Genomic DNA, 17578 nt, shown 5'->3' with positions numbered 1-17578 from the left:
GCGGGCGTTCGGGTGGGTGCGGCCGCCGGTGTCCTCGAAGGTGTCCAGCAGGGTCACGGGTAGCGCGCTGTTGTCGGCCATGAGTTGGGCCAGGTCCCAGGCGAGAAGCTGCGGGTAGAAGCTGAGGGTTTCCAGATCTGGCTCTGCCTCCAGGGGGTCGGCCGGACGGGAGCAGCCGGCGAGGGCACGGACGGACTGGCGCCGCTCGCGCAACGCCTTGATGAGCGCTCCGGCTCCCTGTCTGAGCGCGCTGCCGACGGTACCGGACAGGAGCAGGGCGGGGCCTGGACGAGTGGTTCCCGGAGCGGTGCAGGAACGCCTGCCCGCGCGGCAGACCCCTCCGAACGAAGGTACCCCCCGGTGCGAAATACTCTCCCGATGAGTTCACGCACTTCCCCGATCAGTCAGCCGATCACCATACGGAGGGCCGTCGCGCGGGATGCCAAAAGGCTCACACGGCTCGTGCGTGGCTCAGGCGCCTACGAGGGTAAGTACGCAGCCGCAGTCGCGGGCTACCGGGTCGGTCCTGATTACATCGAGGCCCACCGCGCCTACGTAGCCGTCGGCTCCGACGAGCATGGAGGCCGGATCCTCGGGTTCTACTCGCTCGTCCTCGCGCCACCGGAGCTCGACCTGCTGTTCGTCGCCGACGAAGCGCAAGGACGGGGTATTGGACGACTGCTCATCGCGCACATGCAATCCGAGGCCCGTGCCGCCGGGCTCGACCGTGTCATGGTCGTGTCGCACCTTCCCGCCGAGGACTTCTACCACCGCGTCGGTGCAGTACGGATCGGGACCGCCCTCGCGAACCCGCCCGCTGTCCTGTGGGACCGTCCCGAATTCGAGTTTCGCATTCCTTCGGAATGACGCGGTGTGCCGGTTCGCAGGGCACCGGCTTCGCCTGCATGGCGCGCTCCGTGTGTGCCGTCGTCTCTGCCCTGGCGAGGGGATCGCCTGCACCGGCGGCCTCTCCCTCACCCGAGGCCGACGATCTGGAAGAGGCGTGCGACGGAGGCACTGGGTGCTGCCAGTCGTAGTCGGCCCCCGGCGCTTCGCGCGGTTCGGTGGGTGGTGAGGAGAGTGTTGACGCCGCTGGAGTCCATGATCGTGACGCCGTCGAGGTCCAGCACCGTCCGGTACGAGGCGGCGCCGTGAGCAGCTGCGGCATCGAGAAGCTGAGGAGCACGGTCCCGGTCGATTTCGCCGCAGACCTCGCTACGCTGAGGCCCTCGAAGCAGGCGCGCGTGATCGACAAGCGGTTGCCTTCTGGCGGCCCGTCGATGCCTTCCACGTTCTCCTCAACAACCGTCACCGACGTCGGCATCCTTGCGCTTCCGGACGGAAAGCCGCCTGCGCGTGGTGCTGGTGATGCACCGCAATGGAGATGACGATCGCCTTGGCTGATGACGGAGCCAGCATCGCCGAAGCCCGCCACCGAGCCGCAGCTTTCCCCACCCGCGGCCACCCGGCTGGGGTCTCTGAGCTGATCGTGGGCCTGACCCAGCTGGTGATCAGCGAGCTGGTCACCAATCAAGTACGTGCCCGGCCCCGTCCTTGTGCAGCTGTGCTTGGTCGGCGGGGAGGCAAGGGGCACGCTCTGGGACGTTGATCCCCTGCTGCTGGCAGCCTGGCGAGCAGACCCGCAACGGGTGGGTCGGCACTGTCTGGAGATCGTGAGGCCATCGCACAGGAACTCACGGTCGATCGGGAAGCGGTCGGCAAACGCATCACGGCCCGGATCCTCCTGGATGTCTGAGCCCGTCCCCGGTGCCAGCCGAAGGACACTCTGAACGTGGCTCGTGCGCGGCCACGTCTCGCAGGATCTCCAGTCGGAGACCGGTCCTGATCTGGACCTCGGCGCGGGGTTGTGGCGGTGGGCGTACGCGGCTTGGCACGCCGTTCAGCGTGGGCGAGCACCGGGCCGGTCTCACCGAGGACTGCTGTACGGGAAGCGGGGACCGCCATTCGAGTGAGCACTCTTCCTGATGTACCTGCGGTAGAAGCAGCCGCACCTTCCATGGAGAAAAACTCTCATGGCGACAGTAGACATTCCGTCGCAGCAGGGTTAGCGTTGTCTCCGTACCCAAAAGTCGAAGTGGGCACAGCAGGCACGAACTGCTGTGCAGGTAGACCAGAAGGACACGGCCCCAGCGGGGCTGTGAGCAGCACCCGCGGTATCCGCGTAATCGAAAGGTAAGGAGCAGAACGCCATCAGGATCGCCCGGGCGAGGAAGCAGTCCGCCCGGGTACCGCAAGGCCCCGGATTGGAAGGTGGTCCCCGGTCACGCATTCGCGATCCCCGCAATCCCGCCCTCCCAGGCGGCACCTGCGGAAAACGAAGGCCGGCGCAGCGCGCCGGTAGATGGTGTTGAAAGCTCGGGGCCCGGGTGCCGTACTGGCACCCGGGCCCCCCGACGCGTCCCCGAAAGAAGAGGTCTATGCCGCCTGCCGGTTCCCGTCCTGTTGGCCCTCTCGACGATGACGACTACCCCGCCTACACCATGGGCCGGGCCGCCGAGATGCTCGGCACCACCCCTGCCTTCCTCCGTGCCCTCGGTGAACACCGCCTGATCACCCCGCTGCGCTCCGACGGCGGCCATCGCCGCTACTCCCGGTACCAGCTGCGCATCGCAGCCCGCGCCCGCGAACTCGTCGACCAAGGCACCGCCATAGAGGCCGCCTGCCGCATTGTCATCCTCGAAGACCAGCTCGAAGAGGCGCAGCGCATCAACGAGCAACTGCGCGCCGAGGGCGGCAAACCGCAGCCGAAGACATCAACCTGATCAGAACGCCCGAACCCGAGGCAACCGATGCACTGCCGGCGGATGAGGCCGCCGAGGGACCGCACCGCCGTTCCGTAGCTCAGGCGGGCTCACCGCGTCAACCGGACTCCACGGAAGAGAGAACCGCGAGCGGGCGTGATGCATGTAGTGGGTGACGAGGGCCGCGGCCGGAACGGGGACCGTGCTGCCGGGCTATGGCTCAGGCGTCGATGATGACGGGGATGATGAGGGGCTTGCGGCGATAGGTGCGGAACGCCCAGTTCGCCACGGCGCGGGCGATGAGTTGTTCGAGTTGGCGCGCGTCCCCGACGCCTTCCTCGGCCGCAGTGGCCAGGGTCTTCTCGATGACGGGGATGACCGGCTCGAAGGTGGCGTCGTCGTGGACGAAGCCCCGGGCCAGGAAGTCGGGGGCCTCGGCGAGGGCGCCGGTGTCCGCGTCGACGATCGCCACCACCGTGACCACGCCTTCGGCGGCGAGGGTGAGGCGGTCCTTGAGGGACGCTTCGGTGGCGCCGCCGACTTCCATGCCGTCCACGTAGACGTTGCCGGCGGGGACCTTGCCGGTGATGGACGCGCGCCCGTCGACCAGGTCGACGACGACGCCGTCCTCGGCGATGACGACCCGGTCGGGGTCGACACCGGTACGGACGGCGAGGTCGGCGTTGGCCCGCAGGTGGCGCCATTCGCCGTGCACGGGCATGACGTTGCGGGGCTTGACGATGTTGTAGCAGTAGACGAGTTCGCCGGCGCTGGCGTGCCCGGAGACGTGCACCTTGGCGTTGCCCTTGTGGACCACGTGGGCGCCCCACCGGGTGAGTCCGTTGATCACCCGGTAGATGGCGTTCTCGTTGCCAGGGATGAGGGAGCTGGCGAGCAGGACGGTGTCGCCCTCGCCGATGCGGATCATGTGGTCGCGGTTGGCCATCCGTGACAGCGCGGCCATCGGTTCGCCCTGGGAGCCGGTGCACACCAGAGTGATCTTGTGGTCGGGGAGCTTCTCCAGCTCCTTCGTGGTCACGACCAGACCGGAGGGGACCTTCAGATAGCCCAGGTCACGGGCGATGCCCATGTTGCGGACCATCGACCGGCCGACGAAGGCGACCTTGCGGCCGTGCTGGTGGGCGGCGTCCAGGACCTGCTGGATGCGGTGCACGTGGCTGGCGAAGCTGGAGACGATGACCCGGCGCGGCGCGGTGCGCATCACCTGCTCGATCGCCGGGTTCAGCTCTCGCTCGGAGGTGGTGAAGCCGGGTACTTCGGCGTTGGTGGAGTCGGTGAGGAACAGGTCCACGCCCTCCTCGCCGAGGCGGGCGAAGGCGCGCAGATCCGTGATGCGGTCGTCGAGAGGGAACTGGTCCATCTTGAAGTCGCCGGTGTGCAGCACCATCCCGGCCCGGGTGCGGATCGCGACCGCGAGGCTGTCGGGGATGGAGTGGTTGACCGCCACGAACTCGCAGTCGAAGGGCCCGAAGCCACGCCGGTCGCCCTCCCGCACCCGCACCGTGCGCGGCCGGATGCCGTGTTCCTTGAGCTTGGCCTCCAGGAACGCCAGCGTCAGCTTGGAGCCGACGACGGGAATGTCGGACCGCTCGCGCAGCAGGTACGGCACGCCGCCGATGTGGTCCTCGTGGCCGTGGGTGAGGACCACGGCCACGATGTCGTCCAGCCGGTCCCGGATCGAGGTGAAGTCCGGCAGGATCACGTCCACACCGGGCTGGGTCTCCTCGGGGAACAGCACGCCGCAGTCGACGATGAGCAGCTTGCCCGCGTGCTCGAAGACGGTCATGTTGCGGCCGATCTCACCCAGGCCGCCCAGGGCGATGACCCGCAGCCCTCCTTCGGGAAGGGGCGGTGCGGCCTTCAGTTCGGGGTGCGGATGACTCATACCCTGACGGTACCCGGAGAGTGGGACAGGGTGATCCACTGCCTGTGTGATCCAACGAGCGCTCGACACGGCCCGACGCCGGAAACGTACTGGCGCTCACGTCGGTAACCGTCTCATCTGCCTCCTGCCCCGGCCCCAGGACAGGAGGGCATCCGCAGCCACAGCGACCGCCGCGGGTCCATGCGCTCACGGCCGCTGAAGTATCGAGGTCGAACGTGATGTCGAGCTTCGCGGTCCGTTGCGGTCGGCCCGAGTCGACTTCAGGGTGTTCCAGAGCTGGGATTGAGCATGTTGTGCGGGCTCGGGTCGGGGAGCTCTGAGTCTGGGAAAAATCGGCAGGTGCTGTCCTGCGGCGGGGTCTGACTCTTGAGATCACCGGGGTGCCTTGCTCACGCTGTGTCGACCGCCGGCCGGGGATGGTGCGTTTCCATTTCTGCCGGGCAAGACCGTTGAACAGGTCGTGGACGGGATGGTCGATCGCCCAGCGGGTGACCACGGTGTCGTGCCGGGTGGTGGCCATGACGTGGAAAACGTCCGCCCGTTCCAGCTCGGACCGCCCGCCCCTGGAGAAGCCGTAGGCGGCATCCGCAGTCACTCACCGAAACGGGATCTTGTCCGCGATGGCACGGCGGACCATCGCCTTCGACATGGCCACCTTGGTCTCGAAGCCGACCTCGTCGTCGATACCGGCCCGGCGGCACCTTTCGCGGTCATCGGTCCAGGAGGTGGGCAGATACAGGCGCCGGTCGATCAGTGTCCGCCCACGGCCGGTTGCATCGGCGAGGAACACGCCGACCTGGCAGTTCTCCGTCGACCCAGCGGTGCCGGAGTACTGCCGCTACACCCCTGCTGACCGCGTCCCCTTCTTCAGGAAGCCCGTGTCGTGCACGACCAGGACGGCGTCCCGGTCACCGAGGTTGTCGACCACGTACTGACGCACGTCGTCGAGCACCTCATCGGCGTCCACTCGATCCGGTTCAGCATCCGCTGGATGCGGTCCGGTCCCGCATGGCCGGCTTCCTCCGCCCGGGTCCAGCCGTTCTTCCTCTGCAGCGGAGCGATCAGGCCCCGCATATAGGCAAGTGCCGACTCCCGCGGCTCCGACCTGCTGAAACGGTGCACTGGAAGCGCCGTTCCTGCGTCAACGGGGCTCACGGCCTGCGGATCTACGACTGGGCCCGCGTCGAGGTGCGGCCCTGCCACCAACCCGACCGCCGACACTGGGTGATCGCCCGCCGCAGCGTCGCCCGCCCGAAAGAGATCTCCTACTACATCGCCTACTGCCCCGCCGAGACCACGCCGGATGACCCGATCCGCATCGCGGGCAGGCGATGAGCCATCGGGGAATGCTTCCAGAGCGCGAAACAGGAATGCGGCCTGGACGACTACCAGGTCCGCCGCTACCCCGGCCGGCATCGACACATGACCCTCGCCATGGCCGCCCACGCCTGCCTGACCGTGCTGCGAGCCCGCGAGTTGGATGCCGGGAACGCAGATCCTCCCAGCTCATCCACCTCAGCCTCGCCGAAATACGACGGTTGATCACCTGCCTCACCAACCGCCGACCCACGCCCGCCGACCACATCCTGAACTGGTCCACCTGGCGCCGACGACGACAACACCAAGCCCGCACCAGCCACTACAAATGCCGCGGACGCAGTCCCTGACCTGGCCATCAATCACAGCAAGCACTGTCCTCGCGCGTGCGCCTGGTCGGCGGCTTCACGACAGCTCACTGGCGCAGAAATGCGCGGGTGAGAAGGCTGGTCACAGTAACGCGCGATTTTCCTCAAGGTCTTCGAGCCGAAGGCATGCCGATGTACAGTGAAGACCGCCCTTGACCTGCACAAAGCAGGCAGGGAGCCGTCTTCCAGGAGTCCGAAGTGCTGCGCACCATGTTCAAGTCCAAGATCCACCGCGCCACCGTCACCCAGGCCGACCTGCACTACGTGGGATCGGTGACCATCGACGCCGAGCTGCTCGACGCCGCCGATCTGTTGCCGGGCGAGCTGGTGCACATCGTCGACATCACCAACGGCGCCCGGCTGGAGACCTACGTCATCGAGGGCGAGCGCGGGTCCGGGGTGATCGGGATCAACGGGGCGGCCGCCCATCTCGTGCATCCCGGAGACCTGGTGATCATCATCAGCTACGCACAGGTCCCCGACGCCGAGGCGCGGGAGCTGAAGCCTCGGGTCGTGCATGTCGACGCGGGCAACCGGATCGTCTCCCTCGGCGGCGACCCGTCCGAGCCGGTACCCGGCTCCGACCAGCAGCGCAGCCCGCAGGCCGTGCGGGCCTGACCCCGGGCCCTGAGCGGGCGGCGGCTCGGCCTGTCGGGTGAGTGGCCGCACGGGGGTCGGGTAGGCGGGGGAGTAGTCCAGAGGCGACGTTCAGCGACTGCCCGGAGGACGCCATGACGAACCCACTTCTCGAGCCGGTCCCCCCGTGGCCGGCACCGGGTCCGGGTCCCACCACACCGGACCCCTACCCGAGCCCCGTCCCGCCACCCGAGCCGGGCCCCCAGCCGACACCACCCCCACCGGGCCCCGAGCCCACACCACCTCCGCCGGGCCCCGCCCCGACGCCGCCCCCGGGCCCCCCGGCCCCCGGTCCCCCGGAGCCCTCACCGTCCCCCATCCCGCCGGGCCCGGAGCCGGTACCGAACCCCGAACCCGGTCCACCACTGACCTGAAGAACCAGGCGTGCAGCGCCGGTTCCTCAGGGGCGCGGGGAACTGCGCGACCAGCCACGGCGCACCCGCACATGCCGCAGGCCGCGCGTTCCCCGCCCGAGCAGACCTCAGGCCGAAACCTCCGACCGATCCCCGCCCCACAACGTGTGGAACGAACCCTCCCGGTCCACCCGCCGATACGTGTGCGCCCCGAAGAAGTCCCGCTGCCCCTGCGTCAGAGCCGCCGGCAGGCGCCGCGCCCGCAGCGCGTCGTAGTACGCCAGCGCCGCCGCGAACCCCGGCGTCGGCACGCCCTGCCGAGTCGCCGCGATCAGCACCTCACGCCAGTCGTCCTGCGCGTCGGCGATCTCGCGCGCGAAGGTCTCGTCCGACAGCAGGCTCGGCAGGTCGGCGCGGGCGTCGTACGCGGCGCGGATCCGGTCCAGGAACGCGGCCCGGATGATGCAGCCGCCCCGCCAGATCGAGGCCACCGCGCCGAGGTCGATGTCCCAGCCGTACTCCTCGCTGCCCGCGGTGATCTCGTGGAAACCCTGCGTGTACGACACGATCTTGGACGCGTACAGCGCCTGCTCCACCCGGTCCGCGAAGGCGGCCGCCTCCGCCTTGCTCAGCGGCGCCGCCTGCGGGCCCGCCAGCCCCTGCGAGGCCTCGCGGAGCTTCGCGTGACCGGACAGCGAGCGGGCGAAGACGGCCTCGGCGATGCCGGACACCGGAACGCCCAGGTCCAGCGCGATCTGGACGGTCCAGCGGCCGGTGCCCTTCTGCTCGGCCTGGTCCACCACCACGTCCACGAACGGCTTGCCCGTCGCCGCGTCCACGTGCGACAGCACCTCCGCCGTGATCTCGATCAGGTACGAGTCGAGACGGCCGGTGTTCCACGTGCGGAAGATCTCCGCGATCTCGGCCGGGGAGTACCCGGCGACATCGCGCAGCAGCTGGTACGCCTCGCCGATCAGCTGCATGTCGGCGTACTCGATGCCGTTGTGGACCATCTTCACGAAGTGCCCGGCGCCGTCGGGGCCGCAGTGCGTCACGCAGGGCGCGCCGTCCTTCGCCTTCGCGGAGATCTTCTCCAGCATCGGGCCCAGCGACGCGTACGACTCCACCGAACCGCCCGGCATGATGCTCGGCCCGTGCAGCGCGCCCTCCTCGCCGCCGGAGATGCCCGTGCCGACGAAGTGAATGCCGCGCTCGCGCAGCTCCCGCTCCCGGCGCCGGGTGTCCGCGAAGTGCGCGTTGCCGCCGTCGATGATCATGTCGCCGGGTTCCAGGAGCGGCGCGAACTCCTGGATCACCGCGTCCGTCGGCTCGCCCGCCTTCACCATGATCATCAGGCGGCGCGGGCGCTCCAGCGCCGCCACGAACTCCTCGGCGGTCTCGGCCCCGATGAAGTCGCCCTCCTGCCCGAACTCCTCCACCAGCGCCTTCATCCGCGACGCCGTACGGTTGTGCACCGCGACCGTGTAGCCGTTGCGGGCGAAGTTACGGGCGAGATTGCGGCCCATGACCGCGAGGCCCGTGACACCGATCTGCGCTGAAGTGCTCATACCGCCTGCTCCCTAGCTGCCTCGTGACTACGGCTCCGTCAGTACGGGTCCTCGCCCATCCTTACGTGCCGCCACGGCGAGCGCACATCCGACCCGCCATGCCTGTGTACGCACGCACGCCGCCCTCGGCCTCAGTCTCCGGTGATCCGGACCAAGCGGGGGCCGTTCCCGGCCACTTGGGCGGTGCGGGAGGCCGGTTTTCCGTCTTGTCATGGCCTGTTCGCGGCGCTTACTTTTGCCCCCTCCTGACGCATGCCGAGGGGAATTCGGACATGGCCGTACGCGGCCGGCATCGCCGGTACCAGCCGAACAGGATCAACCGCGCCTCACTCACCGTCACGGCGGGCGGCGCCGGCCTCGCGATCCCGCTGGTCGCCGCCGGCACGGCCGACGCGGCCGACGCCTCCACCTGGAACAAGGTCGCCGCCTGCGAGTCCAGTGGGAACTGGAGCATCAACACGGGCAACGGCTACTACGGCGGGCTGCAGTTCACCCAGTCCACCTGGGAGGCCTACGGCGGCGCCCGGTACGCCCCGCGCGCCGACCTCGCCACCAGGGACCAGCAGATCGCCGTCGCCGAGAAGGTACTCGACGGGCAGGGCCCGGGCGCCTGGCCGGTCTGCTCGGTGCGGGCCGGGCTGACCCGCGGGGACGCCGAGCCCGGAGTGCACACCGACAGCACCACCAGGCACCCCGCGAAGAGCGCCGCGCTGAAGGACGTACAGGCGCACACCACCCCGCAGTCGCGCGCGGGCCGGGCCGAGATGTACACGGTGGTGCACGGCGACACCCTGTCCGGCATCGCCGACGAGCACCACGTCCGCGGCGGCTGGCACGCGCTCTACGCCGGCAACCGGGGGACGATCGGCGCCGATCCCGACCTGATCCTGCCGGGCCAGCGGCTCAGCCTGCGCGGCGGGGCCGCCACCGACACCAAGTCCCCGAAGAAGAAGGATCCTTCGGAGCACCGGACCGCACCGCACCGGACCAAGAGCACCGGCCGGACCCTCGTCGCCCCGGTCGACGCGCCCATCGGCACCGGTTACCGCGTGTCCGGCTCGCACTGGTCGAAGGGCTACCACACCGGCGTCGACTTCCTGGTGCCGACCGGCACCTCCGTGCGGGCCGCCGAGGCCGGGCAGGTGGTGGCCGCGGGGTGGGGCGGCTCCTACGGCTACCAGGTGGTGATCCGGCACGCCGACGGCCGCTACACCCAGTACGGCCACCTGTCGGCCATCTCGGTGCGGATCGGGCAGAACGTGACCACGGGCCAGCGCATCGGCCGTTCCGGAGCCACCGGGAACGTCACCGGCCCGCATCTGCACTTCGAGGTGCGGACCGGACCGGACTTCGGTACGGACATCGACCCGCTCGCCTATCTGCGGGCCGGCGGCGTCAGGGTCTGACGCACGTACCCCGCCCGTCCAGGACCGGCAGCGGTACCCCGACGCCCGCGGGCAGCGCGAGGTACGACGCGGGGAGCGGCCGGACGTCCGGCGGTCCGCCGCCGTCGGTGCCCTCCCCGCGGGCGCCCGGAACACGGCTGCCGCCCGGGCCGGGCACGAGCAGGTCCCGCAGCACCGGCGCGTCGGGCGTGCCGTCGGCCTCGGGAAGCCCTCCCCGCCCCGGCTCGGCCCCCGCGGCCCCTCGCTGCGGGGGCACGGTGGGGAACGCCTCCGCGGCGGCGACCGGCTCCGGGCCGCCGTCCGGCAGGGCCGGCGTCCCGGCGCGCTCGATCCGCTCGGTCGTCAGCATGATCAGGCCGCCCGCCGCCACCACCCCGCAGGTCACGGCCAGCGCGCTGCCCGCGCCGCCATGGCGGAACGTCTCGCCGAACATCAGGATGCCGACGGCGGCCGCCAGCACCGGATTGACCACGGTGAGCGTGGCCAGCGGCGCGGCGAGGCCGCCGCCCCGGTAGGACGCCTGGGACACCAGGACACCGGCGACGGCGAACAGGGCGATCACGGCGAGGGACGGCAGGTCGTCCAGGTCGATGCCGTGCGTCCAGTCGACGGCCACGGTCTTGGTGAACACCGACGACATGCCGAATGCTATGCCGGAGGCGGTGGCGAGCAGCACGCTGCGCACCGCCGGGTGCCGGTGCGCGGCCCGGCCGGCGCACATCAGCGCCACGACCGCGCCGCCGCTGACCAGCGCGACCGCCACCCGCTGGGCAGTGTCCAGGGAGTGGCCGTCGGAGGAACCGACCAGGGCCAGCAGACCGGCGAGGCCCACGGTGGCCATGACCGCGCCGCGCCAGGCGGTCGCACCGGCCCGGCGGCCGACGAAGAGCGCCGCCATGGGCAGGGCGAAGACGATGGTCAGCGCGCCGAGCGGCTGGACCAGGCTGAGCGGGCCGTAGGCCAACGCCACCACATGGAGCACGCCGCCGAGGCCGTTGAGGGCCAGCGACCCCCACCAGCCGGGCCGCCGCAGCGGAAGGTACGCGCTGCCGGGGGAGGAGACCGCCACCTGCTCCTGCACGATCGCGCCGGCCGCGTAGGCGAGGGCGGACGCGAACGACAGGAGCACGGACAGCGCGAGGGCGCTCATCTGCGTCTCCTCTGCGGGCGGTGGGGGCTCTGGGCCCGGCACGACGTACGGTCGGCTTCCATGGCCAACACTCTGCCCGGCCGTGCTCTTCCCGTCGTCGTCCCTGAGCACGCAATGCCTCCTACTGCCGATGGAGTACACCGACCGCGCGATCATCCTCGCGACGGGTGACGCGAGGCGGAGACCCCGTGCGAGGACCGGGGAACTCACCTGGTAGCAGTACTCGTCGTGGACCTCGACCCCGATCTCGCCGCCCTCCGCCCGCTCGGCGGCTTCTTCGTCCTGCGTACGGTCCCGGTTCCGGACGCGGCCACCGGCGGACCGGATCCCCGGCAACTGCCGACCCTCGCCGAGACCTACGCACGGGTGGCGCCCGACGCGTTGGCGGTGCGGGTGGCCGTGGTCGGGGACCGGCTCCGCACCCCCGAGCCACGCGTGGCCGCCTCCATCGCCCAGCAGGGGCTGGCCGCCCGGCTGTGGTCGGCGGCCCTCGGCTGTGCCGTCCGGTACGGCCGGCTGCCCGACCTCGACCCGCGGCTGCTGCGCTGGGACCCGCTCGCCGCCGCCCCCGACGACCTGTACCTGACCGAGCTGCGCCCGCGGCCCGGCGACGCCGCCGGCCTCGCCGCAGCCGTCCTCCACGGACACCTGCAACCCCTGGCGGACGCCCTGAGCGTCGGCTACGGCAGCGCATCCGGACTGCTGTGGGGCAACGCGGGCTCCGCGCTCGCCGGAGCGGCCCGCGAACTGGACCGCTGGGCCCGCGCGCACGGCCGTACCGATCTGACCGACCGGACCCGCGCCCTGACGGACGAACTCTTCGCCCACCCCCTGCTCCGTGCCACCGGAATCCGCACCGGCACCGCCTTCCGCCGCCGCAGCTGCTGCCTCTACTACCGGGTGCCCGGCGGCGGGGTATGCGGCGACTGCTGCTTCACCCGGCCGCCGCGCTCTTCCCCAGGGGCCGCTTCTGGGTGACCATGAAAGGAACCTGCCGCCGATGCCAGGGGGTTGTCCGGTGCGAGTGGGACTGCTGACCCGGGAGTATCCCCCGGACGTGTACGGCGGCGCGGGCGTCCATGTGGAGTTCCTGTCCCGGGAGTTGAGCTCCCTGGTGGACCTGGAGGTGCACTGCTGGGGCGAGGGACGCGGCGTCGGTGTCGTACGCCACCGCCCCTGGTCCGTGCTGGACGGGGCCAACGACGCGCTGCGCACCTTCTCCGTGGACCTGTCCATCGCCGCCGCCCTCGAAGGCCGCGAACTCGTCCACTCCCACACCTGGTACGCGAACCTGGCCGGCCACTTCGCCAAGCTCCTGTACGGCGTCCCGCACGTGGTCACCGCGCATTCGCTGGAGCCGCTGCGGCCCTGGAAGGCCGAGCAACTGGGTGGCGGATACGCCCTGTCGAGCTGGGCCGAGCGCACCGCGGTCGAGGCCGCCGACGCGGTGATCGCCGTCTCCGGCGCCATGCGCGAGGACATCCTCGCCTGCTACCCGGCGCTCGACCCGGCCACCGTGCACATCGTGCACAACGGCATCGACACCCACCTCTACCGGCCCGACCACGGCACCGACGCCCTCACCCGCCACGGCATCGACCCCGCCCGCCCCTACGTCCTGTTCGTCGGCCGGATCACCCGCCAGAAGGGCGTGCCCCATCTGCTGCGCGCCGTACGGGACATCGACCCGGGCGTCCAGGTCGTGCTGTGCGCGGGTGCCCCCGACACCCCGGAGATAGACCGGGAGTTCCGGGAGCTGTTCGAGGAGCTGAGCCGGGTCCGCGCGGGTGTGTTCTGGATCCCGCAGATGCTGCCGCGTCCGGAAGTGATCCAACTCCTCACGCGCGCGGCCGTGTTCGCGTGCCCCTCGGTGTACGAACCCCTCGGCATCGTCAACCTGGAGGCGATGGCCTGCGGCACCCCGGTCGTGGCCTCCCGGGTCGGCGGGATCCCGGAGGTCGTGGACGACGGCCGTACGGGCCTCCTGGTCGATGTGGACGACGAGTTCGAGGCGGGTCTCGCCCGGGCGCTGGACACCGTCCTCGGCGACCCGGAGGCGGCCCGGCGGATGGGGGAGGCCGGACGGGCGCGCGCGGTCGGCGAGTTCGGCTGGGACGCGGTGGCCCGGCGCACGGCCGCGCTGTACGAGGAGATCCTCAAGCAGGCTTAGTCCCGTCTGCTCGGGGCAGCCATGGTTCAACCAGGGTGAGGGGAGCGGCCATGCGTCGTGGAGGGCCTTCCGTACTCGGGATCGTACTGGCGGGCGGTGAGGGAAAGCGTCTGATGCCGCTGACCGCCGACCGCGCCAAACCAGCCGTCACCTTCGGCGGCACCTATCGTCTCGTCGACTTCGTCCTGTCCAACCTCGTCAACGCCGACGTGCTGCGGATCTGTGTGCTGACCCAGTACAAGTCGCACTCGCTGGACCGGCACATCACCACCACCTGGCGGATGTCCAGCCTGCTCGGCAACTACGTCACACCGGTCCCGGCGCAGCAGCGGCTCGGTCCGCGCTGGTACCTGGGCAGCGCCGACGCGATCCTGCAGTCGCTGAACCTGATCCACGACGAACAGCCGGAGTACGTGGCCGTGTTCGGCGCGGACCACGTCTACCGCATGGACCCCCGGCAGATGCTCGCCCAGCACATCGAGGGCGGGGCCGGCGTGACGGTGGCCGGCATCCGGGTGCCGCGCGCGGAGTCCTCCTCCTTCGGGGTGATCACGCCGGGGCGGGACGGCCAGGTCGTCGAGCGCTTCCTGGAGAAGCCCGCTGATCCACCGGGCCTGCGGGACGACCCGGAGACCGTCTTCGCCTCGATGGGCAACTACATCTTCACCACCAAGGCCCTGATCGAGGCGCTGCAGCGGGACGCCGAGGACGAGCAGTCGGTGCACGACATGGGCGGCTCGATCCTGCCCCAGCTCACCGGGCGCGGCGATGCCCAGCTGTACGACTTCGCCGAGAACCACGTGCCCGGCGAGACCACCCGCGACCAGGGCTACTGGCGGGACGTGGGCACCCTGGACGCCTACTACGAGGCGCACATGGACCTCATCGCCGAGCGGCCGGCGTTCAACCTCTACAACCGCCAGTGGCCCATCTACACCCACTCGGGCCAGCTCTCCCCGGCCCGCTTCAACGCGGGCGGCATCGCAAGCGAGTCCATCATCAGCGCGGGCTGCCTGATCCGCGGTCAGGTCACCCGGTCGGTGCTCTCCCCGGGCGTACGGGTCGACCCGGGCGCGGTGGTGCAGGGCTCGGTGCTGCACGACAACGTCCGCATCGGCCGGGGTGCGGTGGTGCGCGGCGCCGTCCTGGACAAGAACGTCGAGGTCCCGCCGGGCGCGACGATCGGCGTCAACCCGGAGCGGGACGCGGAGCTGTACACGGTGTCCAAGGGCGGGGTGATCGCTCTGGGCAAGGGGCAGCGGGTGCCCTGAACCGTGTCAGCGCGTCGCAGGAAGTCCGGTGCCGGGTCGTCTCTCGTTCGCGGGTCCGTTGCGGCTGATCGCGCCGTTCCCCGCGCCCCTTCGGGACGCTCCCCGGCCGGGGGCAGGCGCGCGAGGCCGCGCACTCGTCCGGCTCACCGCAGTCACGAGGGCTTCGGCCCGGCGCTCTGACGTTCCGTCACCGTCCGGGCCCTGCCTGGCGCGACGCGTTCGCCCGATAACCGTACCTTGCCCGGATCTGAGTCGTTCGACCTTCAGGATTCAGACATCGATGTCGAACCTGCGGAGGTCATGCGACATGAGAGGGACCCGGCGCACACGGCTGTGCCTGGCCGGGGTGATGGCAGCGTCGGCGCTGATCGCCACCCCCGCCGCACGGGCCGCCGAGCGGACCGACGGCCACCTCGCCGATCTGGTCAACCCGTTCATCGGGAGCCAGGACGAGGGCAACACCTTCCCCGGCGCGGCCGTGCCCTTCGGCATGGTGCAGCTCTCCCCGGACACCGGGCACAGCACGGGCTACGACTACACGCAGAGCCGTATCCGCGGTTTCTCCCTGATCCATCTCTCGGGCGTCGGCTGCCGCATCGGCGGCGACCTGCCCGTGCTGCCCACCACCGGCGACGTCACGCAGACGGACTACACCCGGTACGCGGCCGGCTTCTCGCACCAGGACGAGACGGCGAGCCCCGGCTACTACCGGGTCGGCCTCTCCTCCGGCATCCGGGCCGAGCTGACCGCGACCGAGCGCACCGGCGTGCAGCGCTACACCTTCCCCGCCACCGGGAAGGCCAACGTCCTGCTGAACGCGGCCCAGTCGCTGCACAGGGCGGTCTCCAGCAGCGTCCAGATCCTCGACGACCACACCGTGCGCACCGAGATCACCGGGCACGGCTTCTGCCGGGACACCGGCCCCTACACCGTCTACACGATCACCCGGTTCAGCCGGCCGTTCACCGCGTACGGCACCTGGGACGGCGAGACGCTCGCCCCGGGCTCCCGCAGCGGAACCGGCGGCGCCTACGTCCGCTTCGACACCACCAAGAACCGGACGGTCGAGGCGACCACCGCCCTGTCATACGTCGACGCGGGCGGCGCGGCCGGCAACCTGGCCACCGAGGGCGGCCGGTCCTTCGACGCCGTGCGCGAACGGGCCCGCGAGGCGTGGGAGAGGCGGCTCGCTGCCGTCCGCGTCCAGGGCGGTACCGGCACGCTGCGCCGGACCTTCTACTCCTCGCTGTACCGGTCCTTCCTCGCGCCGAACGTCGGCAGCGACACCGACGGCCGCTACTTCGGCTGGGACCGCCGTGTCCACCGCGCCCAGGGCTTCACGTACTACCAGAACTGGTCGCTGTGGGACACCTACCGCACCCAGGCCCAGCTCCTCGCGCTCCTCGCGCCGCGCGAGACACGGGACATGGCCCGCTCGCTCGTCGCGGTCGACGAGGACGGCGGCTGGCTGCCCAAGTGGGGGTACGGCCCGGTCGAGACGAACGTCATGAGCGGCGACCCCGTCACCCCGTTCCTGACGACGGCCTATCAGACCGGCCTGCTCAAGGGCTTCGAGGAACGGGTCTACCGCGCGCTGAGGAAGAACGCCGACGGCGTCCCCCCGGCCGAGTACCCGGGCATCGGCCGGGAGGCCAACGCCGAGTACCTCGCGCACGGCTTCGCCCCGTACGTCAAGGACCGGCCGTACGCCAAGATGGGCGACTCCGACTACCACCACGGCGCCTCCGTCACCCTGGAGTACGCGCTCGCCGACGCCATGCTGGCCCAGATGGCGCGGGGCCTCGGCCACCAGGCCGACGCCGCCCGCTACGCGGCACGGGCGCGGAACTACCGGAACATCTTCGACCCCGCGACCCGCTTCTTCCGCGCCCGCGACGCCTCCGGCGCCTTCACCGGCTCGGCCGACCCGGCCCGCGGCACCGGCTTCCACGAGGGGACCGCCTGGCAGTACCAGTGGCTCGTGCCGCAGGACGTGCCCGGCATGGTGCGGCTCATCGGCGGCGAGCGCGCGGCCAACGGCCGGCTGGACTCCTTCTTCGCCTACGACCGGTTGCTGGCCGACCCCGCGAGCACGGCCCGCCAGGTGTGGGTGCACGGCGACGCGTACGCGTACTACAACGCCGACAAGTACAACCCGATGAACGAGCCCGACCTCATCGCGCCGTACACCTACCTGGCCACGGGTCAGCCGTGGAAGACCACCGACGTGGTGCACGCCGCCCTGACCCTCTTCACCGACGGTCCCGGCGGCATCACCGGCAACGACGACCTGGGCACGATGTCCGCCTGGAACGTGCTGTCGTCCATCGGGCTGTTCCCGATCCAGCCCGGCTACGGAACGTGGGGCCTGTCCACACCGGTCTTCGACCGGATCGACCTCACTCTGGACCGTCGGTACTGGCCGGGGGGCCGGCTCACGATCGCCGCGCCGGGTACCTCGGCCACCGACCGCTACATCCAGACCGTCCGCACCGACGGGACACCGCACGGGAAGACCTATCTGACGACGGGTGCGCTGCGCTCCCTGCGCACGCTCGCGTTCACGGTCGGCCCGCGCCCGTCTGAGTGGGGTACGTCACCCGGGGCGGCGCAACCGGTCCTGAAGTGATCTCGCGTATCCCTAGGTCCCGCCCCTGTTGGAGGGGCGGGA

13 protein-coding genes and 2 pseudogenes are annotated in these 17578 nt (G+C 70.7%); 10 read left to right on the top strand and 5 right to left on the bottom strand.

Annotated features, from left to right (window positions below; translation table 11 throughout):
- Window positions 1–378: 378 nt before the first annotated feature.
- On the top strand, window positions 379–867 hold the full coding sequence (locus tag ACWCQS_RS23035; RefSeq protein WP_451006169.1) for a GNAT family N-acetyltransferase: 489 nt from the start codon (window positions 379–381) through the stop codon (window positions 865–867).
- Window positions 868–974: 107 nt separating this feature from the next.
- Here the strand turns inward: ACWCQS_RS23035 and ACWCQS_RS23030 are convergent, their stop codons facing one another.
- Window positions 975–1199, bottom strand: a complete 225-nt coding sequence (locus ACWCQS_RS23030; RefSeq protein WP_451006201.1) for an STAS domain-containing protein — start codon at window positions 1197–1199, stop codon at window positions 975–977.
- Between ACWCQS_RS23030 and ACWCQS_RS23025 the strand changes: the two genes are divergently transcribed.
- On the top strand, window positions 1152–1388 hold the full coding sequence (locus ACWCQS_RS23025; protein ID WP_451006168.1) for a hypothetical protein: 237 nt from the start codon (window positions 1152–1154) through the stop codon (window positions 1386–1388). The genes ACWCQS_RS23030 and ACWCQS_RS23025 overlap by 48 nt on opposite strands.
- Window positions 1389–2438: 1050 nt before the next feature.
- Entirely contained in the window at window positions 2439–2783 is a 345-nt protein-coding gene (locus ACWCQS_RS23020) for a MerR family transcriptional regulator (protein ID WP_392192541.1), read from the top strand.
- Window positions 2784–2982: 199 nt separating this feature from the next.
- Here the strand turns inward: ACWCQS_RS23020 and ACWCQS_RS23015 are convergent, their stop codons facing one another.
- Window positions 2983–4668 carry a ribonuclease J gene (locus ACWCQS_RS23015; protein ID WP_450982022.1) on the bottom strand — a complete coding sequence of 562 codons (1686 nt, stop codon included), beginning with the start codon at window positions 4666–4668 and terminating at the stop codon, window positions 2983–2985.
- Between the two features lie 346 nt (window positions 4669–5014).
- Window positions 5015–5790 (bottom strand): annotated as a pseudogene (locus ACWCQS_RS23010) (IS701 family transposase); the annotation flags it as partial.
- On the opposite strand from ACWCQS_RS23010, the pseudogene ACWCQS_RS23005 reads away from it, so the two are divergent.
- Together ACWCQS_RS23005 and panD are read left to right on the top strand one after the other, a co-directional pair.
- Window positions 5791–6210: pseudogene (locus ACWCQS_RS23005) on the top strand (IS701 family transposase); the annotation flags it as partial. It abuts the pseudogene before it with no gap.
- A 341-nt stretch (window positions 6211–6551) separates the two neighbouring features.
- A complete protein-coding gene (panD, locus tag ACWCQS_RS23000; protein WP_451006167.1) occupies window positions 6552–6971 on the top strand; it encodes an aspartate 1-decarboxylase in 420 nt (139 codons plus the stop codon).
- A 499-nt stretch (window positions 6972–7470) separates the two neighbouring features.
- Here the strand turns inward: panD and gndA are convergent, their stop codons facing one another.
- Entirely contained in the window at window positions 7471–8910 is a 1440-nt protein-coding gene (gene gndA, locus ACWCQS_RS22995; RefSeq protein ID WP_451006166.1) for an NADP-dependent phosphogluconate dehydrogenase, read from the bottom strand.
- 272 nt (window positions 8911–9182) lie between these two features.
- Here gndA and ACWCQS_RS22990 point away from each other — a divergent pair, with 272 nt between their 5' ends.
- Window positions 9183–10316, top strand: a complete 1134-nt coding sequence (locus ACWCQS_RS22990; RefSeq protein WP_451006165.1) for a transglycosylase family protein — start codon at window positions 9183–9185, stop codon at window positions 10314–10316.
- Here ACWCQS_RS22990 and ACWCQS_RS22985 read toward each other — a convergent pair.
- Window positions 10306–11466, bottom strand: a complete 1161-nt coding sequence (locus ACWCQS_RS22985) for a DMT family transporter (protein ID WP_451006164.1) — start codon at window positions 11464–11466, stop codon at window positions 10306–10308. The two genes, ACWCQS_RS22990 and ACWCQS_RS22985, sit on opposite strands and share 11 nt — an antisense overlap.
- A 228-nt stretch (window positions 11467–11694) precedes the next feature.
- Between ACWCQS_RS22985 and ACWCQS_RS22980 the strand changes: the two genes are divergently transcribed.
- From ACWCQS_RS22980 to ACWCQS_RS22965, 4 genes are all read left to right on the top strand, one after another.
- Window positions 11695–12444 carry a (2Fe-2S)-binding protein gene (locus ACWCQS_RS22980; protein ID WP_451006163.1) on the top strand — a complete coding sequence of 250 codons (750 nt, stop codon included), beginning with the start codon at window positions 11695–11697 and terminating at the stop codon, window positions 12442–12444.
- Window positions 12445–12484: 40 nt separating this feature from the next.
- Window positions 12485–13636 (top strand): glycogen synthase, encoded by a 1152-nt coding sequence (gene glgA / locus ACWCQS_RS22975; RefSeq protein WP_451006162.1) that lies wholly within the window; start codon window positions 12485–12487, stop codon window positions 13634–13636.
- 50 nt (window positions 13637–13686) lie between these two features.
- Window positions 13687–14907 (top strand): glucose-1-phosphate adenylyltransferase, encoded by a 1221-nt coding sequence (glgC, locus tag ACWCQS_RS22970; RefSeq protein WP_451006161.1) that lies wholly within the window; start codon window positions 13687–13689, stop codon window positions 14905–14907.
- A 307-nt stretch (window positions 14908–15214) separates the two neighbouring features.
- Entirely contained in the window at window positions 15215–17536 is a 2322-nt protein-coding gene (locus ACWCQS_RS22965; protein ID WP_451006160.1) for a GH92 family glycosyl hydrolase, read from the top strand.
- The last annotated feature ends 42 nt before the right edge of the window (window positions 17537–17578 follow it).

Source organism: Streptomyces sp. NPDC002076 (assembly GCF_053593835.1).
The sequence above is the reverse complement of the archived record's forward strand: the minus strand, read 5'-3'. Positions and strand labels throughout refer to the sequence as shown.